27 protein-coding genes and 1 pseudogene are annotated in these 25,635 nt (G+C 60.7%); 14 read left to right on the top strand and 14 right to left on the bottom strand.

The annotated features are described in order from the left end of the window. Positions 1 to 52: 52 nt before the first annotated feature. The 3 genes from rpoZ to BFP92_RS27455 form a co-directional block, all read right to left on the bottom strand. On the bottom strand, positions 53 to 316 hold the full coding sequence (gene rpoZ / locus BFP92_RS27465) for a DNA-directed RNA polymerase subunit omega (RefSeq protein WP_003176920.1): 264 nt from the start codon (positions 314 to 316) through the stop codon (positions 53 to 55). A gap of 167 nt (positions 317 to 483) precedes the next feature. After that, positions 484 to 1,104: a guanylate kinase gene (gmk, locus tag BFP92_RS27460; protein ID WP_065931902.1), complete on the bottom strand. Its 621-nt coding sequence runs from the start codon at positions 1,102 to 1,104 to the stop codon at positions 484 to 486. Between the two features lie 10 nt (positions 1,105 to 1,114). Next, complete coding sequence (locus tag BFP92_RS27455; protein ID WP_065931901.1) at positions 1,115 to 1,978, bottom strand: YicC/YloC family endoribonuclease; 864 nt, start codon at positions 1,976 to 1,978, stop codon at positions 1,115 to 1,117. Between the two features lie 216 nt (positions 1,979 to 2,194). Between BFP92_RS27455 and rph the strand changes: the two genes are divergently transcribed. Next, positions 2,195 to 2,917 carry a ribonuclease PH gene (gene rph, locus BFP92_RS27450; RefSeq protein ID WP_017253725.1) on the top strand — a complete coding sequence of 241 codons (723 nt, stop codon included), beginning with the start codon at positions 2,195 to 2,197 and terminating at the stop codon, positions 2,915 to 2,917. Between the two features lie 22 nt (positions 2,918 to 2,939). Next, positions 2,940 to 3,308: a DUF4870 domain-containing protein gene (locus tag BFP92_RS27445; RefSeq protein WP_065931900.1), complete on the top strand. Its 369-nt coding sequence runs from the start codon at positions 2,940 to 2,942 to the stop codon at positions 3,306 to 3,308. A gap of 58 nt (positions 3,309 to 3,366) precedes the next feature. Here BFP92_RS27445 and BFP92_RS27440 read toward each other — a convergent pair whose 3' ends face one another. After that, complete coding sequence (locus BFP92_RS27440; protein WP_003176915.1) at positions 3,367 to 4,146, bottom strand: exodeoxyribonuclease III; 780 nt, start codon at positions 4,144 to 4,146, stop codon at positions 3,367 to 3,369. A gap of 82 nt (positions 4,147 to 4,228) precedes the next feature. On the opposite strand from BFP92_RS27440, the gene pyrE reads away from it, so the two are divergent. Continuing rightward, positions 4,229 to 4,873 carry an orotate phosphoribosyltransferase gene (gene pyrE, locus BFP92_RS27435; RefSeq protein WP_017135848.1) on the top strand — a complete coding sequence of 215 codons (645 nt, stop codon included), beginning with the start codon at positions 4,229 to 4,231 and terminating at the stop codon, positions 4,871 to 4,873. A gap of 121 nt (positions 4,874 to 4,994) precedes the next feature. Here the strand turns inward: pyrE and argB are convergent, their stop codons facing one another. From argB to coaBC, 4 genes and pseudogenes are all read right to left on the bottom strand, one after another. Next, a complete protein-coding gene (gene argB / locus BFP92_RS27430) occupies positions 4,995 to 5,900 on the bottom strand; it encodes an acetylglutamate kinase (RefSeq protein WP_015886532.1) in 906 nt (301 codons plus the stop codon). 19 nt (positions 5,901 to 5,919) lie between these two features. Next, a pseudogene (locus BFP92_RS27425) lies at positions 5,920 to 7,341 on the bottom strand (phosphomannomutase/phosphoglucomutase); the annotation flags it as partial. Positions 7,342 to 7,581: 240 nt separating this feature from the next. Next, entirely contained in the window at positions 7,582 to 8,037 is a 456-nt protein-coding gene (dut, locus tag BFP92_RS27420) for a dUTP diphosphatase (protein WP_056860833.1), read from the bottom strand. Between the two features lie 5 nt (positions 8,038 to 8,042). Continuing rightward, positions 8,043 to 9,251, bottom strand: a complete 1,209-nt coding sequence (gene coaBC, locus BFP92_RS27415) for a bifunctional phosphopantothenoylcysteine decarboxylase/phosphopantothenate--cysteine ligase CoaBC (RefSeq protein WP_015886530.1) — start codon at positions 9,249 to 9,251, stop codon at positions 8,043 to 8,045. 143 nt (positions 9,252 to 9,394) lie between these two features. Here coaBC and radC point away from each other — a divergent pair, with 143 nt between their 5' ends. Continuing rightward, positions 9,395 to 10,069, top strand: coding sequence for a RadC family protein (gene radC / locus BFP92_RS27410; RefSeq protein WP_056860832.1), 675 nt, complete (start codon positions 9,395 to 9,397; stop codon positions 10,067 to 10,069). Between the two features lie 27 nt (positions 10,070 to 10,096). On the opposite strand, the gene BFP92_RS27405 is transcribed toward radC, so the two are convergent. Beyond that, positions 10,097 to 11,689: an ABC transporter substrate-binding protein gene (locus tag BFP92_RS27405; RefSeq protein WP_056860831.1), complete on the bottom strand. Its 1,593-nt coding sequence runs from the start codon at positions 11,687 to 11,689 to the stop codon at positions 10,097 to 10,099. 458 nt (positions 11,690 to 12,147) lie between these two features. On the opposite strand from BFP92_RS27405, the gene rpmB reads away from it, so the two are divergent. Next, positions 12,148 to 12,381 carry a 50S ribosomal protein L28 gene (gene rpmB, locus BFP92_RS27400; RefSeq protein WP_003176907.1) on the top strand — a complete coding sequence of 78 codons (234 nt, stop codon included), beginning with the start codon at positions 12,148 to 12,150 and terminating at the stop codon, positions 12,379 to 12,381. A gap of 11 nt (positions 12,382 to 12,392) precedes the next feature. Continuing rightward, complete coding sequence (rpmG, locus tag BFP92_RS27395) at positions 12,393 to 12,548, top strand: 50S ribosomal protein L33 (protein ID WP_003176906.1); 156 nt, start codon at positions 12,393 to 12,395, stop codon at positions 12,546 to 12,548. 71 nt (positions 12,549 to 12,619) lie between these two features. Here rpmG and BFP92_RS27390 read toward each other — a convergent pair whose 3' ends face one another. Beyond that, positions 12,620 to 12,982, bottom strand: coding sequence for a cupin domain-containing protein (locus BFP92_RS27390; RefSeq protein WP_058421140.1), 363 nt, complete (start codon positions 12,980 to 12,982; stop codon positions 12,620 to 12,622). Between the two features lie 230 nt (positions 12,983 to 13,212). Here BFP92_RS27390 and BFP92_RS27385 point away from each other — a divergent pair, with 230 nt between their 5' ends. Together BFP92_RS27385 and BFP92_RS27380 are read left to right on the top strand one after the other, a co-directional pair. Continuing rightward, a complete protein-coding gene (locus BFP92_RS27385) occupies positions 13,213 to 14,706 on the top strand; it encodes an aldehyde dehydrogenase (RefSeq protein WP_065931898.1) in 1,494 nt (497 codons plus the stop codon). 157 nt (positions 14,707 to 14,863) lie between these two features. Beyond that, positions 14,864 to 16,006: an MFS transporter gene (locus tag BFP92_RS27380; protein WP_058421142.1), complete on the top strand. Its 1,143-nt coding sequence runs from the start codon at positions 14,864 to 14,866 to the stop codon at positions 16,004 to 16,006. Positions 16,007 to 16,132: 126 nt separating this feature from the next. Here BFP92_RS27380 and BFP92_RS27375 read toward each other — a convergent pair whose 3' ends face one another. Beyond that, complete coding sequence (locus tag BFP92_RS27375) at positions 16,133 to 17,701, bottom strand: phospholipase D family protein (RefSeq protein ID WP_065931897.1); 1,569 nt, start codon at positions 17,699 to 17,701, stop codon at positions 16,133 to 16,135. Positions 17,702 to 17,762: 61 nt separating this feature from the next. Continuing rightward, entirely contained in the window at positions 17,763 to 19,187 is a 1,425-nt protein-coding gene (locus BFP92_RS27370; protein ID WP_065931896.1) for an aminotransferase-like domain-containing protein, read from the bottom strand. Between the two features lie 166 nt (positions 19,188 to 19,353). Between BFP92_RS27370 and BFP92_RS27365 the strand changes: the two genes are divergently transcribed. Continuing rightward, entirely contained in the window at positions 19,354 to 19,578 is a 225-nt protein-coding gene (locus BFP92_RS27365) for a DUF1127 domain-containing protein (protein WP_065931895.1), read from the top strand. On the opposite strand, the gene BFP92_RS27360 is transcribed toward BFP92_RS27365, so the two are convergent. Then, the gene (locus BFP92_RS27360; protein ID WP_065931894.1) at positions 19,579 to 20,871 is read right to left on the bottom strand and encodes an NAD(P)/FAD-dependent oxidoreductase; all 1,293 of its coding nucleotides are present in this window, start codon (positions 20,869 to 20,871) and stop codon (positions 19,579 to 19,581) included. Between the two features lie 114 nt (positions 20,872 to 20,985). Between BFP92_RS27360 and BFP92_RS27355 the strand changes: the two genes are divergently transcribed. Then, positions 20,986 to 21,339: a YkgJ family cysteine cluster protein gene (locus BFP92_RS27355; RefSeq protein WP_065931893.1), complete on the top strand. Its 354-nt coding sequence runs from the start codon at positions 20,986 to 20,988 to the stop codon at positions 21,337 to 21,339. Positions 21,340 to 21,470: 131 nt separating this feature from the next. On the opposite strand, the gene BFP92_RS27350 is transcribed toward BFP92_RS27355, so the two are convergent. Further along, entirely contained in the window at positions 21,471 to 21,959 is a 489-nt protein-coding gene (locus tag BFP92_RS27350; protein ID WP_003176896.1) for an Lrp/AsnC ligand binding domain-containing protein, read from the bottom strand. A 156-nt stretch (positions 21,960 to 22,115) separates the two neighbouring features. Between BFP92_RS27350 and dadA the strand changes: the two genes are divergently transcribed. The 4 genes from dadA (at position 22,116) to BFP92_RS27330 (ending at position 25,563) form a co-directional block, all read left to right on the top strand. Next, complete coding sequence (gene dadA / locus BFP92_RS27345) at positions 22,116 to 23,420, top strand: D-amino acid dehydrogenase (RefSeq protein ID WP_017135861.1); 1,305 nt, start codon at positions 22,116 to 22,118, stop codon at positions 23,418 to 23,420. After that, on the top strand, positions 23,392 to 23,745 hold the full coding sequence (locus tag BFP92_RS27340) for a RidA family protein (protein ID WP_056860823.1): 354 nt from the start codon (positions 23,392 to 23,394) through the stop codon (positions 23,743 to 23,745). Before dadA ends, BFP92_RS27340 begins: the two co-directional genes overlap by 29 nt. Positions 23,746 to 23,824: 79 nt before the next feature. Next, positions 23,825 to 24,898, top strand: coding sequence for an alanine racemase (gene alr / locus BFP92_RS27335; RefSeq protein ID WP_065931892.1), 1,074 nt, complete (start codon positions 23,825 to 23,827; stop codon positions 24,896 to 24,898). A 116-nt stretch (positions 24,899 to 25,014) separates the two neighbouring features. Then, a complete protein-coding gene (locus tag BFP92_RS27330; RefSeq protein WP_017135864.1) occupies positions 25,015 to 25,563 on the top strand; it encodes a cupin domain-containing protein in 549 nt (182 codons plus the stop codon). The last annotated feature ends 72 nt before the right edge of the window (positions 25,564 to 25,635 follow it).

The following is a 25,635-nucleotide window of genomic DNA, read 5'->3' as shown; positions in this document are numbered from 1 at the left end:
CTCCTGCCGTTGGCTGTGACCCTGCGCCGTGCTACGTCGACCAGGCATAGGCTTAGACGGCCTCGTTGGACTCGTCCTCGAACGCTGCAAACAGCGGTTCGTCTTCAACGATTTCAGCGTTGGCGATGAACTCGTAGCTCATCAGGCCTTCAGCGATTTCACGCAGGGCTACAACGGTAGGCTTGTCGTTTTCCCACTGGACCAGGGGCTCTTTGCCGCCGGTGGCCAGTTGACGGGCACGCTTGGTAGAGAGCATGACCAGCTCAAAGCGGTTATCCACGTGTTCTAGGCAGTCTTCAACGGTTACGCGGGCCATGGTATTCCTCGGAGCGAATGCAAGATGCGCGCTGCCCGGTTGGGCGAGCGGACTAAACAGTTTAAAAAATCACCAGCGTTTAGGGAAGCGCTGATTTTCCACGCGTCCTCGCAAAAGCGCTACAAGTGCCAATGTAAAGCCCTTGCAGCGGTTTTGGGAAGAGCCAATCAACCGAGCAGTTCGGCGAGTAATTTGCCAAAACGCTGCTGCTGACGCTTTTGCTGGAGCTGATTGGTGCGGAAAATCGCCTTTAAATCATCCAGTGCGTGGGCAAAATCGTCATTGATGATCAGGTAGTCATAGTCGACGTAGTGGCTCATTTCGCTGACGGCTTCACGCATGCGGCCTTCGATGATCTCATCGCTGTCCTGGCCACGGTTGGTCAGGCGCTGGTGCAGCGCTTCCAAAGACGGCGGCAGGATGAAGATGGAGCGCGCCTTGGGCATCAACTGGCGCACTTGTTCGGCGCCCTGCCAGTCGATTTCCAGGATCAGATCGTGGCCTTCGTCCAGCGTCTGCTGCAGGTGGCTTTGCGAGGTGCCATAGAGGTTGCCGAACACTTCGGCGCGTTCCAGGAAGTCGCCGTGTTCGATCATCTTGACGAATTCGGTGCGCTCGACGAAGTGATAGTGCACGCCGTTCACTTCACCTGGGCGCATGGCGCGGGTGGTGTGCGAGACCGAGATGCGGATGTGTTCGTCGGCGTCGGTCAAGGCTTTGACCAGGCTGCTTTTGCCCGCGCCCGAAGGGGCGGAAATGATGTAAAGGGTGCCGGTGCTGTGGGTCATGGAAGTTGCCTTACTCAATATTCTGTACTTGTTCGCGCATCTGCTCGATCAACACTTTGAGGTTGACCGCAGCCGTAGTGCTGCGCGGATCAAACGCCTTGGAGCCCAGTGTATTGGCTTCGCGGTTGAGTTCCTGCATCAGGAAGTCCAGGCGCCGACCGGCGGCACCCGCTGATTTGAGCACGCGGCGCACTTCAAGGATGTGGGTGCTCAGGCGGTCGAGTTCTTCGGCCACGTCGCTTTTTTGCGCCAGCAGCACCATTTCCTGCTCCAGGCGCACGGGGTCGAGGTCGGCCTTCATGTCGGTGAAGCGGTCCAGGACCTTTTGGCGCTGAGTGGCGAGCATCTGCGGCACCAGCTCGCGCAGGGTGACCACATCTTCTTCGATCGAAGTCAGGCGCTCATTGATCAGGCGGGCCAGTTCGGCGCCTTCGCGCTCGCGGCCGGCCTTGAGCTCTTTCAATCCCTGGGTGAACAGCGCGAGGGCTTCGGCGTTCAGGGCTTGCGGGTCGGTGGCGTCGGCCACCAGCACGCCGGGCCAGGCCAGCACTTCCAGCGGGTTCAGCGCAGCAGGTTGTTTGATCAGGCCGGCGATGGTTTCGGCGGCGGCTACCAGCTGCGCGGCGCGGTCACGGTCGATCTGCAGCGGCTTGCCGGTGGTTTCTTCGGTAAACCGCAGGGTGCATTCCAGCTTGCCCCGCGAGATACCCTGGCGCAACGCTTCACGCACGGCGCCCTCGAGGTCGCGGAACGACTCCGGCAGGCGCAGGTGCGGCTCCAGGTAACGGCTGTTGACCGAGCGCAGTTCCCAGCTCAGGGTGCCCTGGACGCCGGCTTTTTCGACGCGGGCGAAGGCGGTCATGCTGTGCACCATGGAAGTACCTCGCGATGCAGTCCCGCACAGCGGGCTGATGAGTAAATTGAAGCCGACAGGCTGCGAAGGCGCAGGATTGTAGCGCAGTGGGGCGAGCGCGCCCAAACAATGGGCAATAGTCTGAACATTCGTAACCGAATTTTTTAGAAGTGCCCCGAAACGGTTCGCGGCTCTATAATGCTCGGCAGTTTTTCGTCCTTCGTACAGGTATCCCCTATGAAACGTCCAAGTGGTCGCGCTGCCGATCAGCTCCGCTCGATCCGCATCACCCGCAACTACACCAAACACGCCGAGGGATCTGTACTGGTCGAGTTTGGCGATACCAAGGTGATTTGCACCGTCAGCGTCGAAAACGGCGTGCCGCGTTTCCTCAAGGGTCAGGGCCAGGGTTGGTTGACTGCCGAATACGGCATGCTGCCGCGCGCCACCGGCGAGCGTAACCAGCGTGAAGCCAGCCGTGGCAAGCAAGGCGGCCGCACCCTCGAAATCCAGCGCCTTATCGGCCGCTCGCTGCGCGCCGCCCTGGACATGTCCAAGCTGGGCGACGTGACCCTGTACGTCGACTGCGACGTCATCCAGGCGGACGGCGGCACCCGCACCGCCTCCATCACTGGCGCCATGGTGGCCCTGGTTGATGCGCTTAAAGTGATCAAGAAGCGCGGCGGCCTCAAAGGCGGCGACCCGCTCAAGCAGATGATCGCTGCCGTGTCGGTTGGCATGTATCAGGGCGAGCCTGTGCTGGACCTGGACTACCTGGAAGACTCGGCTGCCGAGACCGACCTGAACGTGGTGATGACCAGCACCGGTGGTTTCATCGAAGTGCAGGGCACCGCTGAAGGCGCGCCATTCCAGCCGGCCGACCTGAACGCCATGCTCGCCCTGGCCCAGAAAGGCATGGCCGAAATCTTCGAACTGCAGAACGCCGCCCTGGCCGACTGAGCCCGCCTCAAGGAGAAGCGCCATGAATGACAGCCAGTTGCCCGCACCTACGCCTTCCTACGAAGTGCGCCAGGGAGCCATGTTGTGTCATCTCGCGGCGTTTCTGGGGTTTGTGTTCCCCTTCGGCAGTGTCGTGGGGCCGCTGATCCTGTGGCAGATGAAGAAGGAAGTGGACCCGTTCATTGATGATCAGGGCAAGGAAGCCCTGAACTTCCAGATCACCGTGGCCATCGCCTGGATGGTGTGCATCGTGCTGGCCTTCGCGGTAATCGGGTTTTTCCTGATGGTCGCCCTGGCCATTGCCACGGTGGTGCTGACGATCATCGGCAGCATCAAGGCCAACAAGGGGATTGCCTATCGCTACCCCTTGACCTGGCGAGTGGTCAAATAATGAGCAGGCACAAAAAAACCGACAGCGATGTCGGTTTTTTTGTGCCTGGAAAAAGACCTTAGATGGTCAGCGTCCAGTCGTAGTCCACGATCAGCGGCGCATGCTGCGAGAAGCGCGGCTGGCGCGGCAGGCGTGCGCTGCGAACGAACCGGCGCAGACCCGGGGTCAGCAACTGGTAGTCGAAACGCCAACCCAGGTTGAGCATCTCAGCCTGTTCGTTATCCGGCCACCAGCTGTACTGGTCGCCTTCACGGCTGACTTCGCGCAGGGCATCCACATAGCCCATGTTGCCGACAATCTCGTCCATCCAGGCCCGTTCAGGCGCCAGGAAACCCGGGGATTGCTGGCTGTCGCGCCAGTTCTTGATATCCAGCTTCTGTTGCGCCACGTACAGCGAGCCACAGTAAATGTACTCGCGACGTTTGCGTCGCTGTTTATCCAGATAACGGGCGAAATCGTCCATTAGCTTGAACTTCTGGTTCAAGTCTTCATCGCCGTTCTGCCCCGAAGGAAGCAGCAAGGTCGCGATGCTGACCTTGTCGAAATCGGCTTGCAGGTAGCGCCCGTAGCGGTCGGCTGTCTCGAAGCCGAGGCCGCTGATGACCGCCTTGGGTTGCAACCGTGAGTACAGAGCCACGCCACCTTGGGCAGGGACTTCGGCATCACAGGCATAAAGGAAGTAGCCATCCAGTTGGAAGGCTGGGTCGTCCAGTTCAAAGGCGGAGGCGCGGGTGTCCTGCAGGCAGATGACGTCGGCATTCTGTGCTTGCAGCCAACTGAGCAAACCACGCTCGACTGCAGCCTGAATACCATTGACGTTCACACTGATGATCCGCATAAATGGCCCCAAAAATCGCGTGCGTGTATGATACACGCCGTCTACCTAATTAGCTAAATCCGTGGTATCTGAGGCTTTTTTCATGCAGGCGTATCAACGCGATTTCATTCGTTTTGCCATCGATCGCGGCGTTTTACGCTTCGGTGAGTTCACGTTGAAGTCCGGGCGCACCAGCCCTTACTTCTTCAATGCAGGCTTGTTCAACTCGGGTTCGGCCCTCGCTCAGTTGGGTCGTTTCTACGCGGCCGCCATCGTCGACAGCGGTATTTCCTTCGACGTGCTGTTCGGCCCAGCCTACAAGGGCATCCCTTTGGCGGCCGCTACGGCGGTGGCTTTGGCTGAACATCATGAGCTGGATTTGCCATGGTGCTTCAACCGCAAAGAGGCAAAGGCCCATGGCGAAGGCGGCAGCCTGGTCGGTGCCCCGCTCAAGGGCGACGTGCTGATCATCGATGACGTGATCACCGCCGGTACCGCCATCCGTGAAGTGATGCAGATCATCGCGTCCCAGGAAGGCGCCAAGGCCGCCGGCGTTCTGATCGCGCTGAACCGCCAGGAGCGCGGCAACGGTGAGCTGTCGGCAATCCAGGAAGTGGAGCGTGATTTCGGTATTCCGGTGGTGAGCATCGTGTCGCTGAACCAGGTGCTGCAATACCTGGAAGATGACGCGCAGCTCAAGCAGCATTTGCCGGCGGTGCGTGCGTATCGCGAGCAATTCGGCGTCTGACACGGAACACCTGTGGGAGCGGGCTTGTGTGGGAGCGAGCAAGCCCGCTCCCACATTTGGACCGAGTACCCACAAAAGGCCCCGCTCAACTGTATTGAGCGGGGCCTTTTGTTTTCGCCGTTTAAGGACGCTTGCGGTTACTGATCAGCGTGCCCACACCGGTATCGGTGAAAATTTCCAGCAGGATCGCATTCGGCACGCGGCCATCCAGGATCAGCGAGCTGCCCACGCCGCCTTGCACGGCTTCCAGCGCGCAGCGGATCTTCGGCAGCATGCCGCCGTAGATGGTGCCATCGGCGATCAGTTCGTCCACTTGTTGAGTGGTCAAACCGGTCAACACCTTGCCTTCCTTATCCATCAGGCCGGCGATGTTGGTCAGCAGCATCAGCTTCTCGGCTTTCAGTGCTTCAGCCACCTTACCGGCCACCAGATCGGCGTTGATATTGTAGGACTCACCGTTGGCGCCCACGCCGATTGGCGCGATCACCGGAATGAAATCGCCCTTGACCAACAGGTTGAGCAAGTCGGTGTTGATGCCGATCACTTCGCCTACCTGGCCGATGTCGATGATTTCCGGCTGGGTCATTTCCGGCGTCTGGCGGGTCACCGTCAGTTTTTTCGCGCGGATCAGCTCCGCGTCCTTGCCGGTCAGGCCGATGGCGCTGCCGCCGTGGCGGTTGATCAGGTTGACGATGTCCTTGTTGACCTGGCCACCCAGGACCATTTCCACCACGTCCATGGTTTGCGCGTCAGTGACGCGCATGCCATCGATGAAGTGGCTCTCGATCGACAAGCGCTTGAGCAGGTCGCCGATTTGCGGGCCGCCACCATGGACGACCACCGGGTTGATCCCCACGGCTTTCATCAACACGATGTCGCGGGCAAAACCGGTTTTCAGCTCGTCGCTTTCCATGGCATTGCCGCCGTACTTGATCACCAGCGTCTTGCCGACGTAGCGTCGAATGTAAGGCAACGCTTCGGACAGGACCTTGGCAGTATTGGCAGCGGCTTCGCGTTCGAGGGTCATTCAGGGCTCCGGTAAAAAATCAGAACGGTAATTGGAGATCAGGGGCAACACGTTTCAACTGGGCGTGGAACACGTCCTTGATGCGCTGCAACTGCGCCTCGGTATCCGCCTCGAAGCGCAGGACCAGCACCGGCGTGGTGTTGGATGCGCGAACCAGGCCCCAGCCTTTGGCGTAATCGACTCGCACACCATCAATGGTGGTCAGGTTGGCGCCTTCGCCCCATTGCGCATCGTGCAGTGCGTCAATGATGCTGAATTTGCTCTCCTCGGTCACATGTATATTGATCTCTGGCGTAGAAATATCGTTCGGGAAGGTCTGAAACAGCTCCTGCGCCGTGGATTTTTCCTTGCTGAGGATCTCCAGCAGGCGGGCGGCGCTGTAAATGCCGTCGTCAAAACCGAACCAGCGCTCTTTGAAGAACACGTGGCCGCTCATTTCACCGGCCAACAGTGCGCCGGTTTCCTTCATTTTCTTTTTGATCAACGAATGACCGGTCTTCCACATTAGCGGGCGACCGCCATATTCCTTGATCAGCGGCGTGAGGCGGCGGGTGCACTTCACGTCGAAGATGATTTCGGCGTTGGCGTTGCGCGCCACCACATCACGGGCAAACAGCATCAGCAGGCGGTCGGCGAACACGTTTTCGCCGGTGTTGGTCACCACGCCAACACGGTCGCCGTCACCGTCGAAAGCCAGGCCCACGTCGGCGCCGGTTTCCTTGACCTTGGCGATCAAGTCCACCAGGTTTTCAGGCTTGCCTGGGTCCGGGTGATGGTTGGGGAAGTTGCCGTCGACGTCGCAGAATAGCGGGATCACTTCACAGTTGAGGGCTTCGAGCAGTTGCGGAGCGATCACGCCAGCCGCGCCGTTGCCGCAGTCCACCACCACTTTCAGGCGGCGCGCGAGTTTGACGTCGCCGGTGATCTGGTCAGAGTAGCGTTGCAGGATGTCGACTTTGGTGACGCTGCCTTTGCCGCTGGTCAGGTCGTTGGTCTTGAGGCGATCGTGCAGGGCCTGGATCTGTTCGTTGGCCAGGGTGTCACCGGCGATCACGATCTTGAAGCCGTTGTAGTCCGACGGGTTATGGCTGCCGGTGAGCATCACCCCTGACTTGCCAGCCAGTACGTTGGCCGCGTAGTACAGCGCCGGTGTCGGCACCAGGCCGACGTCGCTGACGTGGCAACCGCTGTCGGCGAGGCCCTGGATCAGTTGTTCCACCAACTCCGGGCCGGACAAGCGGCCATCACGGCCTACCGAGACATTGGGCTCGCCCTGGGCCAGGCTCTGGGCACCGATGGCGCGGCCGATCCAGTAGGCGGTTTCGGCGGTCAGGGTCTTGGGCACGACGCCACGAATGTCGTAGGCGCGGAAGATGCTGTCGGGGAATGTCGGGGCTACTCGGGCTGCGGTACTCATCGCGGGGGTGAACTCCATCTGAAGGGGGCAAAGCTGGCCTTAAAGTGGCTGACCGGCAGGCTCAAACTGAAGGGTATGACGGTGTTTTCGGCAGAGAGTTCGTGGTGCAAAAATGCCATCGGCGTGTCGATGCACTTTCAGAAAATGCGTAATGCAATGATTTCATTATGGAAATCTCGCTGAATAAATCCGCACATTCTTCATCCTGAATAGCCATGCGGTGGCGTCTTGCCGGACAAATGCGTCCGGCAAGGTTCAGCTTAGTCAGTGGCTGCCGGAATGCCCAAAACCACCTGCGCCGCGCTGAGTTTCGTCGAACTCCTGCACCAGTTCGAAGTGTGCCTGTACCACCGGTACCAGCACCAACTGGGCGATGCGCTCGCCGACAGCGATGTTGAACGCGGTGTTGCCACGGTTCCAGCACGACACCATCAATTCGCCCTGATAGTCCGAATCGATCAGGCCTACGAGGTTGCCCAGCACGATGCCATGTTTGTGGCCCAGGCCGGAGCGCGGCAGGATCAATGCCGCCAGGCCTGGGTCGCCGACGTAGATCGACAGGCCGGTAGGAATCAGGATTGTCTGGCCCGGCTCAAGCACGGTGTCTTGCTTGAGCATGGCGCGCAGGTCCAGGCCGGCGGAGCCTGGAGTGGCGTAGGCCGGCAGAGGAAATTCGTTGCCGATGCGGGGGTCGAGGATCTTGGCTTGCAAAGCGTGCATGTAAATTAAACCTGGTTCAGCCGTTGGGCGATAAATGAGATCAGTTGACGGGCAATCTTGCCCTTGCTGGTCTGGGCGAAAAGGGTGGCGTGCAGCTCGCGGTCGATCACGCTGCAGGCGTTTTCCTCGCTGTTGAAGCCGATGCTCGGGTTGGCGACATCATTGGCAACGATCAAGTCGAGGTTTTTGTCTTTCAACTTGCGTGCGGCGTAGTCCAGCAAGTGCTCGGTTTCGGCGGCGAAACCGACGCTGAACGGGCGGTCCGGGCGCGTGGCGATGGTGGCGAGGATGTCCGGGTTGCGCACCATTTGCAGGAGCAGGCCGTCGCCGCTTGTAGGGTCTTTCTTAAGCTTTTGCGGGGCGACAACCTCCGGGCGGTAGTCTGCAACCGCTGCCGAGGCGATAAACAGGTCGCAGGGAATGGCCGCTTCACAGGCCGCCAGCATGTCCCGGGCGCTGACTACGTCGATTCGCGTGACGCGATCGGGTGTTGGCAAGTGCACCGGGCCGGTGATCAGGGTGACGCGTGCGCCTGCCTCGACCGCGGCTTCGGCCAAGGCAAAGCCCATTTTTCCTGAGCTATGGTTGGTGATGTAACGCACCGGGTCGATGTTTTCCTGGGTCGGGCCGGCGGTAATCAGCACATGTTTGCCCGTGAGAGCCAGGTGCTGAAAGCACTCGGCGGCGCACAGCGCGAGGTCGGTGGCCTCAAGCATGCGGCCCATGCCCACGTCGCCACAGGCCTGGCTGCCCGAAGCCGGGCCAAACACTTTGAGGCCACGGCTTTGCAGGAGTTGGGTGTTGGCCTGGGTGGCCGGGTCGCGCCACATGGCCTGGTTCATGGCCGGTGCGATGGCGACGGTGGCGTCGGTGGCCAGTACCAGAGTGGTCAGCAGGTCATCGGCGATGCCCTGGGCCAGGCGGGCGATCAGGTCGGCGGTGGCCGGGGCGATCAACACCAGGTCGGCCCATTTGGCCAGCTCGATGTGGCCCATGGCGGCTTCGGCCGCCGGGTCCAACAGGTCCAGGTGAACCGGGTGGCCAGACAGGGCCTGCATGGTCAGCGGGGTGATGAACTCACTGCCACCACGGGTCATGACCACGCGCACTTCGGCGCCCTGGTCCAGGAGCCTGCGAACCAGTTCTGCGCTCTTGTAGGCGGCAATGCCGCCGCCGACGCCGAGAACGATGCGTTTCCGATACAGACGCTGCATTGGTTTGCCTTTCCAGTTCAGTGATGCCGGTTCAGTGACGCCTGCGATGCCCCCTCCCCAGGGGAAATCACATGCAAAAAAGAGGGCTTAAGATAACACAGCGACCGCCAGGCAACAGCGGCGCGCGTGCAGAGGGAGGCGGGATGAGTATTCGCGATTGGCCTGTGGCGGAACGCCCACGGGAGAAGCTTTTGGAATGGGGCGCGGCGAGTCTTTCGGATGCCGAGTTGTTGGCGATCTTCCTGCGTACCGGGGTTTCCGGCAGAAGCGCAGTCGACCTGGCGCGCCATCTATTGGCGCAATTCGGTGGTCTGCGCCCGCTGTTGGAGGCCAGCCAGACCCTGTTCAGCCAGCACTTGGGGCTGGGGCCGGCGAAATTTGCCCAGTTGCAGGCGGTGCTGGAAATGTCTCGGCGGCATATGGCCGAACGCTTGCGTGACGACTCGGTACTGGAAAGCCCGCTGGCCGTACGTGAGTACCTTAAGGCGTTGCTGCGCCACGAGCCCCACGAGATATTCGGCTGCCTGTTTCTTGACTCAAAGCACCGGGTGCTGGGCTTTGAGGCGCTGTTTGAGGGCACCATCGACACGGCCATCGTTTATCCGCGACAAGTGGTCAAGCGCGCGCTCGCTTACAACGCGGCGGCGCTGATCCTGTGCCATAACCATCCGTCCGGGAGCGTCGAACCGAGTGCGGCTGATCGAAAATTAACCAAGATATTGCAGAAGGCCTTGGAGTCGGTGGATGTGCGGGTGCTCGACCACATCATCGTGGGCGATGGCGACCCGCTGTCGATGGCGGAATACGGGTGGTTATAGCCCCGCCCATTGGGACGGGGCCGGCTCTCAAGGCTTGACGCTGACCTTGGAGAAGTCCTGGCGCCCAAATGGGCTCACCTGATAGCCATTGATATTCTTGCGTGCCAGAGCGAACGCAGTGGGGTGCGCCAATGGCAGCCACAGGGCCTGCTGCTGAATCTGTGCCTGGGCCTGTTGGTAGAGCTTGCTGCGCACACCTTGTTCACTGGTGGTCTTGCCGGCGCTGATCAGCTTGTCCAGGGTCGGGTCGCAGTAGCGGGCGAAGTTGGTGCCGGATTTTACCGCTGCGCACGAGAACTGCGGGGTGAGGAAGTTATCCGGGTCGCCATTGTCACCGGCCCAGCCCATGAACAACAGGTCATGTTCGCCGGCTTTGGCGCGGCGGATCAGTTCGCCCCACTCGATCACGCGAATCTCGGCCTGGATGCCGACCTTGGCCAGGTCCGCTTGCAGCAACTGAGCGCCGAGGTTGGGGTTGGGGTTCAGCAGGCTGCCGGTGGGGCGAGTCCAGATGGTGGTCTTGAAGCCATTCTTGAGTCCGGCTCTTTCCAGCAGCGTTTTGGCCTTGGCGATGTCCTGTGGATAACCCGGCAAGTCCTTGGCGTAGCTCCAGGTATTGGGTGGGTAAATGCCATTGGCCGCTTCGGCTGTGCCTTCAAATACGGCCTTGAGGTAGCTGCCTTTGTCGAAAGCCAGGTTGATCGCCTGGCGCACTTCGGGCTTGTCCAGCGGCGGGTGCTGGCTGTTGATCGCGACGAATGCGGTCATGAAGGCCGGGGTTTTTTCTACTTTGAGCGCGGGATCTTTCTCGGCCTCACCCACATCCAGTGGCTTGGGTGACAGGGCGATCTGGCATTCATCGCGGTGCAGCTTTTGCAGGCGCACGTTGGCATCCGGGGTGATGGCGAAGATCAAGTTATCCACAGCCGGTTTGCCGGCAAAGTAATCCGGGTTGGCTTTATAGCGGACCACGGCGTCTTTCTGGAACCGTACAAACACGAACGGGCCGGTGCCGATTGGCTGGCTGTTGAGTTTTTCGGGCGTGCCGGCCTTGAGCAGCTTGTCGGCGTATTCGGCCGGGTAGATCGAGGCAAAACCCATGCTCAACGCGGCGAGGAAAGTGGAATCGGCGTGATCCAGGGTGAAGCGCACGGTCAATGGGTCCAGGGCGTCGATCTTCTTGACCAGTGTGGGCAATTGCAGCGACTGCGCATGGGGGAAGCCGCTCTGGGCGATCTTGTGCCATGGGTTGGCAGGGTCGAGCATGCGCTCAAAACTGAAGCGCACGTCTTCGGCCGTCAGGGTGCGGCTTGGGGTGAAATACTCGGTGCGGTGGAATTTCACGTCAGGGTGCAGCTTGAAGGTGTACACCAGCCCGTCCGGCGACACTTCCCAGCTGTCCGCCAGGCTCGGCACCAGTTTGCCGGCGGTGGCGTCGTAGTCCACCAGGCGGTTCATCAGCACGTCGGCCGAGGCATTGGTGGTGGTCAGCGAGTTGTACTGCACCACATCGAACCCTTCGGGGCTGGCCTCGGTGCAAACGCTCAAATTAGTGGCCGCAGAGGCCAGCGGCGCGATAAATAGAGGGGCGAGCAATAGGGGTAGGGCAGCGAGGCGCATATTCGGTTTCCTTTGCAGATCGAAGGCCCATCTGCGAGTGCAGTCTGGAAAAAGCCTACCGTAGTGGTCTGATTGATAAATGACTAGCCCATTTTTGCCTGTGCTTTTGGCGCGAATGCTGTTTTGATGGCGCCTCAGCGCGTTTCGTCTTGCACTTTTGTGTGCCGGCGGGCGCGGTAAATCATTCTGTGCGACGAGTGGTCGGCTGTTGCAGCGGCCCCTCCTGGCAACGGTTCGGGCATCTATTGCCAAGATTTACGCCGGTAAAAACACACGGGCTGTTGTTGCATCAGGGTCTTTCTGGTATAAAGCAGCGCTCTTTTCTAGGGGCCCGGTTCCTTCACTGTAGGTGTAGCCGGTAAGACCCTTAAAGAAACGCGGCGCCTGGCGCCAAATGACTGAGAGATTAAGCGGCCAACCCATGCCGGGTTGGGCATGTGGTTTTAGAGGGCTGAGGCATGTCGAGAGTCTGTCAAGTTACCGGTAAGGGTCCGGTGACTGGGAATAACATTTCCCACGCAAATAACAAAACCCGTCGTCGTTTCCTGCCGAACCTGCAGCATCACCGCTTCTGGGTTGAAGAAGAGAAACGTTTTGTTCGCCTGCGTGTATCTGCCAAAGGCATGCGTATCATCGACAAGCGTGGCATCACTGTCGTGCTGGCCGAAATCCGCGCCGCTGGCAAGATTTAAGGAGCTTTATCATGCGTGAATTGATTCGAATGATCTCTAGCGCCGGTACTGGTCACTTCTACACTACCGACAAGAACAAGCGTACTACCCCGGACAAGCTCGAAAAGAAAATGTTCGACCCGCGCGTTCGCAAGCACGTGATCTACAAAGAAGGCAAAATCAAGTAATTGATTTTCTTCCTTGTGAAAAAAAGCCCGTCTCTCACGAGACGGGCTTTTTTTTGTCTGAAATGCGCTGATCAGGCTTTCTGCTCGAACACTACGTAGATCTTGCGGCACGGCTCCAGCACTTCCCAGGTGCCGCTGAACCCGGCGGGGATCACGAAGCGGTCGCCGGCACGCAAGGTCTTGGCATTGCCATCGGCATCACGCAGTACCGAAACCCCCTGCACAATCTCGCAATACTCATGCTCGCTGTAATTGACCTTCCACTGCCCGACTTCACCTTCCCACACGCCGGCGCTCATCTGGCCGCACGGGCTGTTGTAGTGGTTATAAAGGGTCTGCTCGGGGTCGCCCTTGAGAATTTTTTCGGCGGCCGGGCGGTAGCGGTCCGGGGCGGTGTTGGCTTGGCTGAAGTCGACGATATCCTGGATGCTCATGTGCGTGTCCCGTCTGGCCTGCGGTTGGAGAGTCCAAAGTCTATGTTTATTAAAATGAACATCGCAAGGGCGTTTACCGCCGTTATGTCAAATATATTGAAACACCCCCAGCCGCTGGTTTAGGGTGGCAGCTGCCTTGAGCCGAACAGCAGGCTGGCCGGGCAAGAATTCTTTGAGGCTGCCGGGGGACATCACCTGGCCCTTGTATTCAATAAGAGGAGGACACTCGCATGACCACCCTGACCCGTGCCGATTGGGAACAACGCGCCAAGGATCTGAAGATCGAAGGCCGCGCCTACATCAATGGTGAGTACACCGCTGCTGTTTCCGGTGACACGTTCGAATGCATCAGCCCGGTCGATGGCCGCTTGCTGACCACCGTTGCCAGCTGTGACGCCGCCGACGCCCAGCGTGCTGTCGAAAACGCCCGCGCGACGTTCAATTCCGGTGTCTGGTCGCGCCTGGCGCCGGCCAAGCGCAAAGCCGTCATGATCCGTTTCGCCGCGCTGCTCAACGCCAATGCCGAAGAGCTGGCGCTGCTCGAAACCCTGGACATGGGCAAGCCGATTTCCGACTCCCTGGGAATTGACGTGCCTGGCGCCGCCAACGCCCTTAGCTGGAGCGGCGAGGCGATCGACAAGATTTACGACGAAGTCGCCGCCACCCCGCACAACCAGTTGGGCCTGGTGACCCGCGAGCCGGTCGGCGTAGTGGGTGCCATCGTGCCGTGGAACTTCCCGCTGATGATGGCGTGCTGGAAACTCGGCCCTGCGCTGTCCACCGGTAACTCGGTGATCCTCAAGCCGTCCGAAAAATCCCCACTGACGGCCATCCGCATCGCGGCCCTGGCGGTTGAAGCCGGCATTCCAAAAGGCGTGTTGAACGTGCTGCCGGGCTACGGTCACACCGTCGGCAACGCGCTGGCGCTGCACATGGACGTCGACACCCTGGTGTTTACCGGTTCCACAAAAATCGCCAAGCAACTGTTGATCCGCTCCGGCGAGTCGAACATGAAGCGCGTGTGGCTGGAAGCGGGCGGCAAGAGCCCGAACATCGTGTTTGCCGATGCGCCAGACCTGCAAGCCGCCGCCGAATCTGCCGCGGGCGCCATCGCCTTCAACCAGGGTGAAGTCTGCACCGCCGGCTCGCGCCTGCTGGTCGAGCGCTCCATCAAGGATAAATTCCTGCCGCTGGTGATCGAGGCTCTCAAGGGCTGGAAGCCAGGCAACCCGCTGGACCCGGCGACCAACGTCGGTGCCCTGGTGGACACCCAGCAGATGAACACCGTGCTGTCATACATCGAAGCAGGCCATGCCGACGGCGCCAAGCTGGTGGCGGGCGGCAAGCGCACCCTGCAAGAAACCGGTGGCACCTACGTGGAGCCGACGATTTTCGACGGCGTGACCAACGCCATGAAGATCGCCCAGGAAGAAATCTTCGGCCCAGTGCTGTCGGTGATCACTTTCGATAGCGCCGAAGAAGCGGTCGCCATTGCCAACGACACCGTTTATGGCCTGGCCGCAGCCGTGTGGACCGCTGATATTTCCAAGGCGCACCTGACTGCCAAGGCCTTGCGCGCCGGTAGCGTGTGGGTCAACCAATACGATGGCGGCGACATGACCGCGCCGTTTGGTGGTTTCAAACAGTCGGGTAACGGTCGCGACAAGTCGCTGCATGCGTTCGACAAGTACACCGAGCTGAAATCGACCTGGATCAAGCTGTAACTTTCAGGCATTACCGCGGTTAAAAATGTGGGAGCGGGCTTGCTCGCGAATGCGGTATGACAGTCGCAGTTGTTTTGACTGACACACCGCATTCGCGAGCAAGCCCGCTCCCACACTGTTTTGTGTGATCTTGATAATTATCCACAGGAGCGTGGAAATGCGTTGGGCGACTTATTTCGCCGTGCTGGCCTCTGTCCTCAGCGTCGGCCTGGCCCTGGGCGTCAGCATGCCGCTGGTGTCCCTGCGTCTCGAAGGCTGGGGCTATGGCAGCTTCGCCATTGGCGTGATGGCCGCCATGCCGGCTTTTGGCGTACTGCTCGGCGCGAAGGTCTCCAGCCGGATGGCCTCGTGGCTGGGCACCGCCAACCTGATGCGCCTGTGCTTGTGGGCCGGTGCCATCTCCATAGGCTTATTGGCGATCCTGCCCAGCTACCCGGTGTGGCTGGTGCTGCGGCTGATGATCGGCGTGATCCTGACCATCGTGTTTATCCTGGGTGAAAGCTGGATCAACCAGTTGGTGGTTGAGCAATGGCGTGGCCGCCTGGTGGCGCTGTACGGTTGCAGTTATGCCTTGAGCCAGCTGTCGGGCCCGCTGCTGCTGGGCGTACTCGGCACTGACCATGACTATGGCTTCTGGGTGGGCGTTGGCTTGTTGGTGGTCGCGCCGCTGCTGTTGCTGGGGCGTTCCGGCGCTCCAACCGCCGAGTCCTTCAGCGTGACCTTCAGTGACCTGTGGCGCTTCTGCCTGACTTTGCCGGCAATTGCCTGGGCGGTGGCCTTGTTCGCCGCGTTCGAGGCGATGATTCTGACGCTGCTGCCGGTGTATTGCCTGCAGCAGGGTTTCACTGCCGAGATTGCCTTGGCCATGGTCAGCACCGTGGTGGTCGGTGATGCGCTGTTGCAATTGCCCATTGGTGCTTTGGCCGACTACCTGCCGCGCCGCACCTTGTTCTTGAGCTGCGCGGTGTTGTTGCTGGCCTCAAGCCTGGCGATTCCATTGCTGCTGCATACGCAATTGATATGGCCGGTGTGGGTGATCTTTGGCGCCAGCGCCGGTGGGTTGTTCACCTTGTCGCTGATCCTGATCGGTGAGCGTTATCGCGACGACGCGCTGGTGCGCGCCAATGCCCATGTGGCGCAGCTGTGGGGCATCGGTTGCCTGATCGGCCCGCTGGTAGCCGGGGCGGGCAGCCAATGGATCAGCGGGCATGCGCTGCCGTTGCTGATGGCGGCCGGGGCGCTGGGGCTGGTGGTGTTGCTGCTGCGCCAGGGCGCATTCGGCGCCGCACAGCCTGCTTAAACCTTGAAATGCAATCAACTGTGGGAGCTGGCTTGCCTGCGATAGCGGTGTGCCAGCTTGCCCATAAGTACCTGACACTCCGCCATCGCGGGCAAGCCCGGCTCCCACAGTTGAGCTGCACCTTTCTTACAGCATGCGCTCCAGGCCAACACTGGTGGCGAACCACGCATTAAACCTGCGCCACCAACTGCCCGGCTCCCGTGTCAGGGTGTGCAATTGGCCGTTATCCTCGGTCACCCACACCACCTGGCCATTTTGCAGTTTCGCCTCATAGCTCAACGCCGGCGCCATGCCTTGCAGTGCCAGGTTGCGCACGTGTTCCGTCAGCTCGGGGCTGTCCACCAGTACGCCGACTTCGGTGTTCCACAGCACCGAGCGCGGGTCGAAGTTGAACGAGCCGATAAACGACTTTTGCCGATCAAAGATCATCGCCTTGCTGTGCAGGCTGGAGTCCGAGCCGCGAAAGGTGCCGCGGCGAAACAGGTGCGGTCCGCTGCCTGAACTTGAATCGCCCGGTTGGCGGCGCAGCTCGTAGAGTTTCACACCGTGTTCCAGCAACGCCTTGCGATAGGGGGCATAGCCGCCGTGCACGGCGGGTACGTCGGTGGCTTCGAGGGAATTGGTCAGCAGGCTGACTGATACACCCGCATCGGCGCGCCCGGTCAGGTACACCAGCCCGGGTTGCCCCGGTACGAAATACGCCGAAATCATCATCAGCTCATGGCTGACGCCCTCCAGCTCCGGTGCCAGTTGGGTGGTCAACAGCAAGCGTGGATCGGGGTCGGCCTTGGCCAGCACTTTGCTCGGCGCATCCCACAGCGCCTGGTTCCAGGCCCAGATCAGCTCGCGGCGCCAGATGTTCATGCGCGGTTGTGTCTGGTAAGTGCGCAAGCGGTTGTAGAGAGCGTGATTCTGCTGACGCGACTCGGCCAGCGAATCTTGCAGGCGTGCGCGTGCGGCGTTCAGGTCGCCCCTGGATGGGGTGCTTGAGACGAAATCGTCGATGGGCTTGCTCAGCGCGCTGTTCCAGTACTGATCAAAGCTGTGCCCGAGCTGCTCGGCCACCGGGCCGACGCTGAGCATGTCGATATCGGTGAAGTTGAGGTTGGGCTCGGCATCGAAATACTCATCGCCCAGGTTGCGCCCGCCGACAATGGCCACGCTGTTATCCGCCAGCCACAGCTTGTTGTGCATGCGCCGGTGTTGCAGCGACAGGTTGAACAGCCGGCCCATCGCCCGTGTCACGCCGGTGCTGCGGCCCAGGTGCAGCGGGTTGAACAGGCGAATCTGGATCTGCGGGTGGGCGGCGAGGGTGGCAATAACCTGATCGAGGCCGTCGCTGGTGGTGTCGTCCAGCAGGATGCGGATGCGCACGCCACGGTCGGCGGCTTTGAGCAGTTCATCCACGAGCATGCGCGTGCTGATGCCGTCGTGCACGATGTAGTACTGCAGGTCGAGGCTGCTCTGGGCATTGCGGATCAGCTCGGCACGGGCCATGAAGGCTTCGCTGCTATTGGGCAGCAATCGAAAGCCCGAACGACCCTGGTACGGCGCCGCCTGGGCCTGGATCGAGCGGCCGAACGAGGATTGCGCCGCAGGCAGGGCGTCGCTGGGGATGCGCGGTGCATCGACCGTGGCGCAGCCGGCCAGGGCCAGGGCGCTCAGCAGCAAAAACGGTAAAAGCCGTCGAATCATCAAGGGCACTGCTTCCAGGTCGGGGCGGTTGTGGGATATGACGGCAGATTGCGGGGAAAGGTCAGTCGGCCACCTCGGCGAGCATCCTCATCGCGGCGGCGCCGACCTTGCGCACTGCCTCTTCGATCTGCGGCGTTGGCTTGGCAGCGTAGTTCATGCGCAGGCAATTACGGTATTTGCCGGAGGCGGAAAAGATGCTGCCCACTGCCACCTGTACGCCTTGTTCCACCAGCACGCGGTTGAGTTTCAAGGTATCAAAGCCTTCCGGCAGCTCCACCCACAGCATGAAGCTGCCTTGGGGCCGGCTGGCACGGGTGCCTGCGGGGAAATAACGGCTGACCCAATCGAGCATCAAGTCGCGATTACGCTGGTATTGGGTGCGCATGCGCCGCAAATGCGGTTCGAAGTGGCCGTTTTTGAGAAACTCGGCGATGGCGATCTGCGGTTGCGTCGCCGTGGAACCGGTGCTGATGTATTTCATGTGCAGCACCCGCTCAAGATAGCGCCCCGGCGCCACCCAGCCGATGCGCAGGCCGGGCGCCAGGGTTTTCGAGAACGAGCTGCACAGCAGCACACGGCCATCTTCGTCGAAGGATTTGATCGTGCGCGGGCGTGGGTAACTGTAGGCCAATTCGCCATACACATCGTCTTCAATAATCGCCACGTCAAAACGCTGGGCCAGGGTCAGCAGCGCGCGTTTGCGTGCCTCGGGCATGATGTAGCCCAGCGGGTTATTGCAGTTGGGCGTCAGCTGGATGACCTTGATCGGCCACTGTTCCAACGCCAGCTCCAGTGCTTCGAGGCTGATACCGGTGATGGGGTCGGTGGGGATTTCCAGCGCCTTCATGCCCAGGCCTTTGAGGGTCTGCATGGCGCCGTGAAAGCTTGGCGAGTCGACTGCGACAATATCCCCAGGCTCGCAAATCGCGTGAATGCTGGCAGACAGCGCCTCATGGCAGCCGGTGGTGATCACGATATCTTCGGCAGTCAGCTGGCAGCCGGAATCCAGAGACAGTCGGGCGATCTGCTCACGCAACTCCATACAGCCAAGGATATTGTCGTAATACAGCCCCGGCAGGTCCTGGCGTCGGCTCACGCGGGCCAGGCTGCGCAGCAGGGGCTTCATGGTCGGCGACAATACATCCGGCATGCCGCGGCCCATCTGTATGACGTCTTTGCGCGGCACGGCGCGAATCAGCTCCAGCACCTGGTCCCACTGCGAGATTTCCACCGGGCGCTGTGCCGGGCGGCCGATTTCCGGCAGCGCCGGCAACTCGCGTCCGATCGGCACAAAGTAGCCAGACTTGGGCTTTGGCATCGCCAGGCCGTTGTCTTCGAGCAAGCGATAGGCTTGTTGCACCGTGCTCAGGCTCACCCCGTGTTCCACACTCAAGGCCCGCACGGACGGCAAGCGATCGCCGGGGCGATAGAAGCCCTGCTCGATGCGCGTGCCCAGTAATTCGGCGAGGTTGACGTAGAGGGTCATGGTGATCGCTCCGAGGGGACCAGTACAGATAGGCGAAAAATACAGGATTCAGCCCTTCATGGGCAGTATCTGTATGGATTTAATAAACGCGGGTTGAATCTGTAATGGTTTTGCCTGCGCGCCCATCCTAGTCACTCATGGCAACAGGCAAATGAGGGGCAACACGATGAACGGCATGAGCGATGTGCGGCTGATGTTACACAGTCAGCAATTGCAGGCAGGGCAGGCGCGGGCGAAGGCGCCGCGCGAGATCAGCCGCTGGAGTCTGTTCTGGCACCGCCGCCACACGCGCAAAGCCTTGCTGCACCTGACCGGTGAGCAGCTGCGTGACGTCGGGTTGACCGCCGAACAGGCGCGCCAGGAAGGCATGAAGCCGTTCTGGCGCGACTGATCAGAGCAGTTCTTTGAAGCGGTGCCAGAGCATCCCCAGCGCCAACAGCGGCGAGCGCAGATGTTGGCCGCCGGGGAAGGTGATGTGCGGCACCTGGGCGAACAAATCAAAACGCCCCTGCTGTTGGCCGCTGATGGCTTCGGCCAGCAGCTTGCCTGCCAGGTGGGTGGCGTTGAGGCCGTGGCCGGCGTATGCCTGGGCGTAATACACATTGGGATGTTCGGCCAGCCGGCCGATCTGCGGCAGGCGGTTGGCGCCGATGCCGATCATGCCGCCCCATTGGTAGTCGATCTTCACGTCCGCCAGTTGCGGGAACACCTTGAGCATTTTGGGGCGCATATAGGCGCCGATGTCCTGCGGGTCGCGGCCGGAATAGTGGCAGGCTCCGCCGAACAGCAGGCGGCGGTCGGCGGACAGGCGGAAGTAATCCACGGTCACGCGTTGATCGCACACCGCCATGTTCTGCGGCAGCAGGCTGGCGGCCTGGGCTTCACTCAAGGGTTCGGTGGCGATGATGTAGCTGCCGGCGGGCAGCACCTTGCCGCTTAAATGCGGGTTCAGGCCGTTGAGATAAGCGTTGCAGGCCAGCACCAGGGTGTTGGCGCGCACGTTGCCTTTGGCGGTGTGCACCTTGACCTCGGGGCCGTAGTCGATGCGCGTCACTTCGGACTGCTCAAACAGCTTCACGCCCAGCTGCTGCGCGGCGGCGGCTTCGCCGAGGGCCAGGTTCAGCGGGTGCAAATGGCCGGAACCCATGTCGATCATGCCGCCCACATAGCGCTCGGAGCCGATCACGCTGCTCATCTCGTTGGCTTGCAGCAGACGTACTTCATGGCGATAACCGAGGTTGCGCAGTTCTTCGGCGTCTTCGGCCAGGCCGATCAAATCGCGGGGTTTGTTGGCGAGGTCGCAGTAACCCCAGGTCAGGTCGCAGGGGATCTGATAGCGCTCGACCCGCTCGCGCACGATCTCGACGGCTTCCAGGCCCATCAGCTTCATCTGGCGCACGCCGTCGCTGCCGATCACGTTGCTGAACTGGTCCAGGCCGTGGCCGACGCCGCGAATCAACTGCCCGCCGTTGCGGCCGCTGGCACCCCAGCCGAGCTTGCGCGCTTCCAGCAGCACCACGCTAAAGCCGCGCTCGGCCAGCTCAAGCGCTGTGTTTATGCCGGAATAGCCGCCGCCAATCACGCATACATCGGCGCGCACTTCGCCCATCAACGCCGGGTAGTCTGGCTGTGAAACGCTGCTGGCGGCGTAGTAGGACGCGGTGTGCCGGGCGCTGGCGGTCATGGGAGCATCCCTGTTTGGAAAATTTGACGCAGGATACAGCGGTCGGACGAAGCTGTCTGCGCAGCACGTTTTGCGTCAGAATCCACGCCTATTCGCCGTTCGGTAAGTGTTTCGATGAGTTGCAACAGCCAGAAAATCAGCGCGCTGCGCAGGCAGATCCCTTCGTTCGAGTGTGTCCCCGGCTGCCACGACTGCTGTGGGCCGGTGACCACCTCGCCCGAGGAAATGTCGCGCCTGCCCCGCAAGACTGCCGCCGAGCAGGAGGCGGCCATGGACGAGCTGAACTGCGTGCACCTGGGGCCGAATGGCTGCACCGTGTATGACGAGCGGCCGCTGATTTGCCGGTTGTTCGGCACGACCAAGACCTTGCCGTGCCCTAATGGGCGGCGGCCGGTGGAATTGATTCACCCTCGGGTGGAAAAACAGATCCATCAGTACATGGCGAGCACCCGGCAAGTACTGGTCTGACGGATGTACTGGGTCAAAATGTGGGAGCGGGCTTGCTCGCGAATGCGGTGGATCAGTAAAAATTGCTTTAGCTGACACACCGCATTCGCGAGCAAGCCCGCTCCCACATTTGACCGAGTTGTGTCATTTGGTCAGTCAGGTATCGGCAGGTTCAGGCTCTCTTTCACCTCTTCCATCACGATATAGCTCTTGGACTCGCGCACATGCGGCAGCTTGAGCAAAATATCGCCGAGCAATTTGCGGTACGAGGCCATCTCGGAAATCCGCGCTTTCACCAGGTAGTCGAAGTCGCCTGACACCAAATGACACTCCAGCACATGGGGCAACTTCAGCACGGCGCGGCGGAATTCCTCAAAGGTGTCGCCCGACTTGTAATCCAGGCTGATCTCGACAAATACCAGCAAACTCCCCTTCAAATGCTGCGGGTTGAGCCGCGCGTTGTAGCCCATGATGATCCCTTCGCGCTCCAGGCGGCGGACCCGCTCGGTGCACGGCGTGGTCGACAGCCCGACCTTTTCCCCCAGCTCCGTGAACGAAATACGCCCATCGGTTTGCAGGATACGCAGGATATTGCGGTCGATCTTGTCCAGCTCCCGCTTGGTCTGGGTGTTGGTACGCATAGGGGATACGCCTCTGTGAAAAGGGTTTTTGCCGAGAATTGTCGCCAAATATAGGCATTTATATAGTGAAATGCACTGGTCATTGTTTTTTACACTGCGCCCATCATTGCTCGAATAACACACGTCAGCGGCTAAGCCCGTGATGAGGATATAAAAATGCGCGTTCTGGTCTTGGGTAGCGGCGTCATTGGGGTGACCAGTGCCTACTATTTGGCGCGGGCCGGCTTTGAAGTGGTTGTGGTCGACCGTCAGCCCGCCGCTGCCATGGAAACCAGTTTCGCCAACGCAGGCCAGGTGTCGCCGGGTTATGCCTCGCCATGGGCCGCGCCAGGCGTGCCGCTCAAGGCCATCAAGTGGTTGCTGCAACGCCACGCGCCACTGGCGATCAAGGCCACCGCCGATATCGATCAGTACTTGTGGATGGCGCAGATGCTGCGCAACTGCACCCAGAGCCGTTACGCGGTGAACAAAGAGCGCATGGTGCGCCTGTCCGAGTACAGCCGTGATTGCCTCGACGAGTTGCGTGCAGAAACCGGCATTGCCTACGAAGGCCGCAGCCTCGGCACTACCCAGTTGTTTCGCACCCAGGCTCAGTTGGATGGCGCGGCCAAAGACATCGCCGTATTGAAAGAATCCGGCGTGCCGTTCGAGCTGCTCGACCGCGCCGGCATTGCCCGCGTTGAGCCAGCCCTGGCCAGCGTCACCGATATCCTCGCCGGCGCCTTGCGCCTGCCCAACGACCAGACCGGCGACTGCCAGATGTTCACCACGCGTCTGGTGGACATGTGCAAGCAGTTGGGCGTGGAATTCCGTTTCGAGCAGGACATCCAGCGCCTCGACTACGCCGGTGATCGCGTCAATGGCGTGTGGATCGATGGCAAGCTGGAAACCGCCGACCGCTACGTACTGGCCCTGGGCAGTTACTCGCCCAAGCTGCTCAAGCCGCTGGGGATCAAGGCGCCGGTGTATCCGCTCAAGGGTTACTCGCTGACCGTGCCGATCACCAACCCGGCGATGGCGCCGACTTCGACCATTCTGGATGAAACCTACAAGGTCGCGATCACCCGCTTCGACAACCGCATTCGCGTCGGCGGCATGGCTGAAATAGCCGGTTTTGACCTGTCGCTGAACCCTCGTCGACGTGAAACCCTGGAGATGATCGTCAACGACCTTTATCCTCAGGGCGGCGATTTGACCGAGGCCACTTTCTGGACCGGCCTGCGCCCGACCACACCCGACGGCACGCCGATTGTCGGCGCCACCCCGTTCAAGAACCTGTTCCTGAACACCGGCCACGGCACCCTTGGCTGGACCATGGCGTGCGGCTCCGGCCGCTTGCTGGCTGACCTGATGGCGAAAAAAACCCCGCAGATCAGCGCCGAAGGTCTCGATATTTCCCGTTACGGCAGCAACCACCAGGAGTCCGCAAAACATGTCAATCCAGCGCCAGCTCACCAATGAGCGCATGAGCCAGGTCGTTGTTCACAGCGGTACCGTGTATCTGGCAGGGCAAGTCGGCGACGACATGAATGCCGGGATTGAACAGCAGACCCGCGAAACCCTGGCCAATATCGAGCGCTTGCTGGACCTGGCCGGCACCGACAAAACCAAGTTGCTGTCGGTGACGATCTACCTCAAAGACATCGACGCCGATTTCGCCGGCATGAACGCAGTGTGGGACAAGTGGCTGCCTAAAGGCGTGGCTCCGGCCCGTGCGACGGTTGAGGCCAAGCTGTGCGAACCGGAAATTCTGGTAGAGCTGTCCGTGGTGGCTGCGCTGCCTTAAACATAGCTTTTTCCCCCGGCGCCGTGGCTGATAGTCGGCGCCGGTTTTTCTTCACATTACCGCCTAGAAGCCTGCCGCCATGCGTCCTGCCCGTGCCCTGATCGACCTCCAGGCCCTGCGCCATAACTACCAACTGGCCCGTGAAGTCACGGGGGCCAAAGCCCTCGCCGTGGTCAAGGCGGATGCCTATGGCCATGGTGCCGTACGTGTGGCCCAGGCGCTGGAAGCCGAGGCGGATGGGTTTGCGGTGGCGTGCATCGAAGAGGCGTTGGAGCTGCGGGCTGCCGGTATTCGTGCGCCGGTATTGCTGCTGGAAGGTTTTTTCGAAGCTGACGAACTGCCGCTGATCATCGAGCATGATTTTTGGTGCGTGGTGCATTCGTTGTGGCAGTTGGAAGCCATCGAGCAAGCCCGGCTGAGCAAACCGCTGACCATTTGGCTCAAGCTCGACTCGGGCATGCACCGCGTGGGCCTGCACCCCAAGGATTACCACGAGGCGTACCAGCGCCTGCTGGCCAGCGGCAAAGTGGCCAGGATCGTACTGATGAGCCACTTCGCCCGCGCCGATGAGCTCGATTGCGTGCGCAGTGATGAGCAAGTGGCGGTGTTTGAAGCGGCGCGCCAAGGGTTGTCGGCCGAAGTGAGCCTGCGCAATTCGCCGTCGGTGATGGGCTGGCCGACTATGTCCAGCGACTGGGTGCGCCCAGGCATCATGCTCTACGGTGCTACGCCGTTTGGTGAGGAGCAGGCCATTGCCGCACGTTTGCAGCCGGTGATGACCCTGGAATCGAAAGTCATCTGCGTGCGTGAACTGCCGGCCGGTGAGCCGATCGGTTACGGCGCCAAGTTCATCACGCCAAAACCGATGCGCGTCGGCGTGGTTGCCATGGGCTATGCCGACGGCTACCCGCGCCATGCACCGACCGGCACGCCAGTGCTGGTGGCAGGCCAGCGCAGCCAGTTGCTGGGCCGTGTGTCCATGGACATGCTCTGCGTTGACCTCACCGACGTGCCCCAGGCCGGGCTCGGTTCCAGCGTGGAGCTGTGGGGCAAAAATATCCTTGCCAGTGACGTCGCGGCGGCTGCCGAGACTATCCCCTACCAGATTTTCTGTAACCTGCGCCGCGTGCCAAGGCTCTATTGCGGGGCTTAAGCCGCGCCTACGAGCAGAGCCTGCCGGGATTTAGGCCCAAGTGTTGTAAATACTGAACGCTGTCGCCATGATAACGCTCAACTACAACAAAGCCTGAATCCTAGGAGGCTCCTGCATTGGACGTCGGCGAACGACTGCAATCCATCCGTAAACTCAAAGGTCTTTCCCAGCGTGAGCTCGCCAAGCGCGCGGGTGTCACCAACAGCACCATTTCGATGATCGAAAAAAACAGCGTCAGCCCCTCGATCAGCTCCTTGCGCAAGGTGCTGGGCGGCATCCCCATGTCCATGGTCGAGTTTTTTTCCGAGGAGATCCTCCAGGAAAAACCGACGCAGATCGTCTATAAAGCCAATGAGCTGATCGACATCTCGGACGGCGCCGTCACCATGAAGCTCGTAGGGCGCGCGCACCCGAGCCGGGCGATCGCGTTTCTCAACGAGATCTACCCGCCGGGGGCCGACACGGGCGAAGAAATGCTCACCCACGAAGGCGAAGAAACCGGGATTCTGGTGGAAGGTCGGTTGGAGTTGGTGGTCGGACTTGAAACTTTTGTGCTCGAAGCCGGCGATAGCTACTACTTTGAAAGCACCAAGCCGCATCGTTTTCGCAACCCGTTCGACGTGCCGGCGCGACTAATCAGCGCAGCCACACCCGCGAACTTTTGACAGAAGAGGCGTGCTGCCAGCGTTGCAGACACACCCGTCGCTGTAACCGTGTGGCCGAATCTCCCTTTATTT

The organism is Pseudomonas sp. 58 R 3 (assembly GCF_900006605.1).
In the GTDB taxonomy this organism is placed as follows: Bacteria; Pseudomonadota; Gammaproteobacteria; order Pseudomonadales; family Pseudomonadaceae; genus Aquipseudomonas; species Aquipseudomonas salomonii.
The sequence above is the reverse complement of the archived record's forward strand: the minus strand, read 5'-3'. Positions and strand labels throughout refer to the sequence as shown.

Excerpts from the sequence above, each read along its gene's own strand:
- dadA (WP_017135861.1), top strand. The coding sequence starts at position 22,116 with ATGCGCGTTCTGGTCTTGGGTAGCGGCGTCATTGGGGTGACCAGTGCC.
- gmk (WP_065931902.1), bottom strand. The coding sequence starts at position 1,104 with ATGACCCACAGCACCGGCACCCTTTACATCATTTCCGCCCCTTCGGGC.
- BFP92_RS27455 (WP_065931901.1), bottom strand. The coding sequence starts at position 1,978 with ATGGTGCACAGCATGACCGCCTTCGCCCGCGTCGAAAAAGCCGGCGTC.
- pyrE (WP_017135848.1), top strand. The coding sequence starts at position 4,229 with ATGCAGGCGTATCAACGCGATTTCATTCGTTTTGCCATCGATCGCGGC.
- BFP92_RS27390 (WP_058421140.1), bottom strand. The coding sequence starts at position 12,982 with ATGAGCATCCAGGATATCGTCGACTTCAGCCAAGCCAACACCGCCCCG.
- BFP92_RS27380 (WP_058421142.1), top strand. The coding sequence starts at position 14,864 with ATGCGTTGGGCGACTTATTTCGCCGTGCTGGCCTCTGTCCTCAGCGTC.
- dut (WP_056860833.1), bottom strand. The coding sequence starts at position 8,037 with ATGCACGCTTTGCAAGCCAAGATCCTCGACCCCCGCATCGGCAACGAA.
- rph (WP_017253725.1), top strand. The coding sequence starts at position 2,195 with ATGAAACGTCCAAGTGGTCGCGCTGCCGATCAGCTCCGCTCGATCCGC.
- BFP92_RS27440 (WP_003176915.1), bottom strand. The coding sequence starts at position 4,146 with ATGCGGATCATCAGTGTGAACGTCAATGGTATTCAGGCTGCAGTCGAG.
- BFP92_RS27355 (WP_065931893.1), top strand. The coding sequence starts at position 20,986 with ATGAGTTGCAACAGCCAGAAAATCAGCGCGCTGCGCAGGCAGATCCCT.
- BFP92_RS27445 (WP_065931900.1), top strand. The coding sequence starts at position 2,940 with ATGAATGACAGCCAGTTGCCCGCACCTACGCCTTCCTACGAAGTGCGC.
- BFP92_RS27385 (WP_065931898.1), top strand. The coding sequence starts at position 13,213 with ATGACCACCCTGACCCGTGCCGATTGGGAACAACGCGCCAAGGATCTG.
- alr (WP_065931892.1), top strand. The coding sequence starts at position 23,825 with ATGCGTCCTGCCCGTGCCCTGATCGACCTCCAGGCCCTGCGCCATAAC.
- BFP92_RS27360 (WP_065931894.1), bottom strand. The coding sequence starts at position 20,871 with ATGACCGCCAGCGCCCGGCACACCGCGTCCTACTACGCCGCCAGCAGC.
- BFP92_RS27370 (WP_065931896.1), bottom strand. The coding sequence starts at position 19,187 with ATGACCCTCTACGTCAACCTCGCCGAATTACTGGGCACGCGCATCGAG.
- BFP92_RS27340 (WP_056860823.1), top strand. The coding sequence starts at position 23,392 with ATGTCAATCCAGCGCCAGCTCACCAATGAGCGCATGAGCCAGGTCGTT.
- coaBC (WP_015886530.1), bottom strand. The coding sequence starts at position 9,251 with ATGCAGCGTCTGTATCGGAAACGCATCGTTCTCGGCGTCGGCGGCGGC.
- rpmG (WP_003176906.1), top strand. The coding sequence starts at position 12,393 with ATGCGTGAATTGATTCGAATGATCTCTAGCGCCGGTACTGGTCACTTC.
- BFP92_RS27375 (WP_065931897.1), bottom strand. The coding sequence starts at position 17,701 with ATGATTCGACGGCTTTTACCGTTTTTGCTGCTGAGCGCCCTGGCCCTG.
- BFP92_RS27365 (WP_065931895.1), top strand. The coding sequence starts at position 19,354 with ATGAACGGCATGAGCGATGTGCGGCTGATGTTACACAGTCAGCAATTG.
- BFP92_RS27350 (WP_003176896.1), bottom strand. The coding sequence starts at position 21,959 with ATGCGTACCAACACCCAGACCAAGCGGGAGCTGGACAAGATCGACCGC.
- argB (WP_015886532.1), bottom strand. The coding sequence starts at position 5,900 with ATGACCCTCGAACGCGAAGCCGCTGCCAATACTGCCAAGGTCCTGTCC.
- BFP92_RS27405 (WP_056860831.1), bottom strand. The coding sequence starts at position 11,689 with ATGCGCCTCGCTGCCCTACCCCTATTGCTCGCCCCTCTATTTATCGCG.
- rpoZ (WP_003176920.1), bottom strand. The coding sequence starts at position 316 with ATGGCCCGCGTAACCGTTGAAGACTGCCTAGAACACGTGGATAACCGC.
- radC (WP_056860832.1), top strand. The coding sequence starts at position 9,395 with ATGAGTATTCGCGATTGGCCTGTGGCGGAACGCCCACGGGAGAAGCTT.
- rpmB (WP_003176907.1), top strand. The coding sequence starts at position 12,148 with ATGTCGAGAGTCTGTCAAGTTACCGGTAAGGGTCCGGTGACTGGGAAT.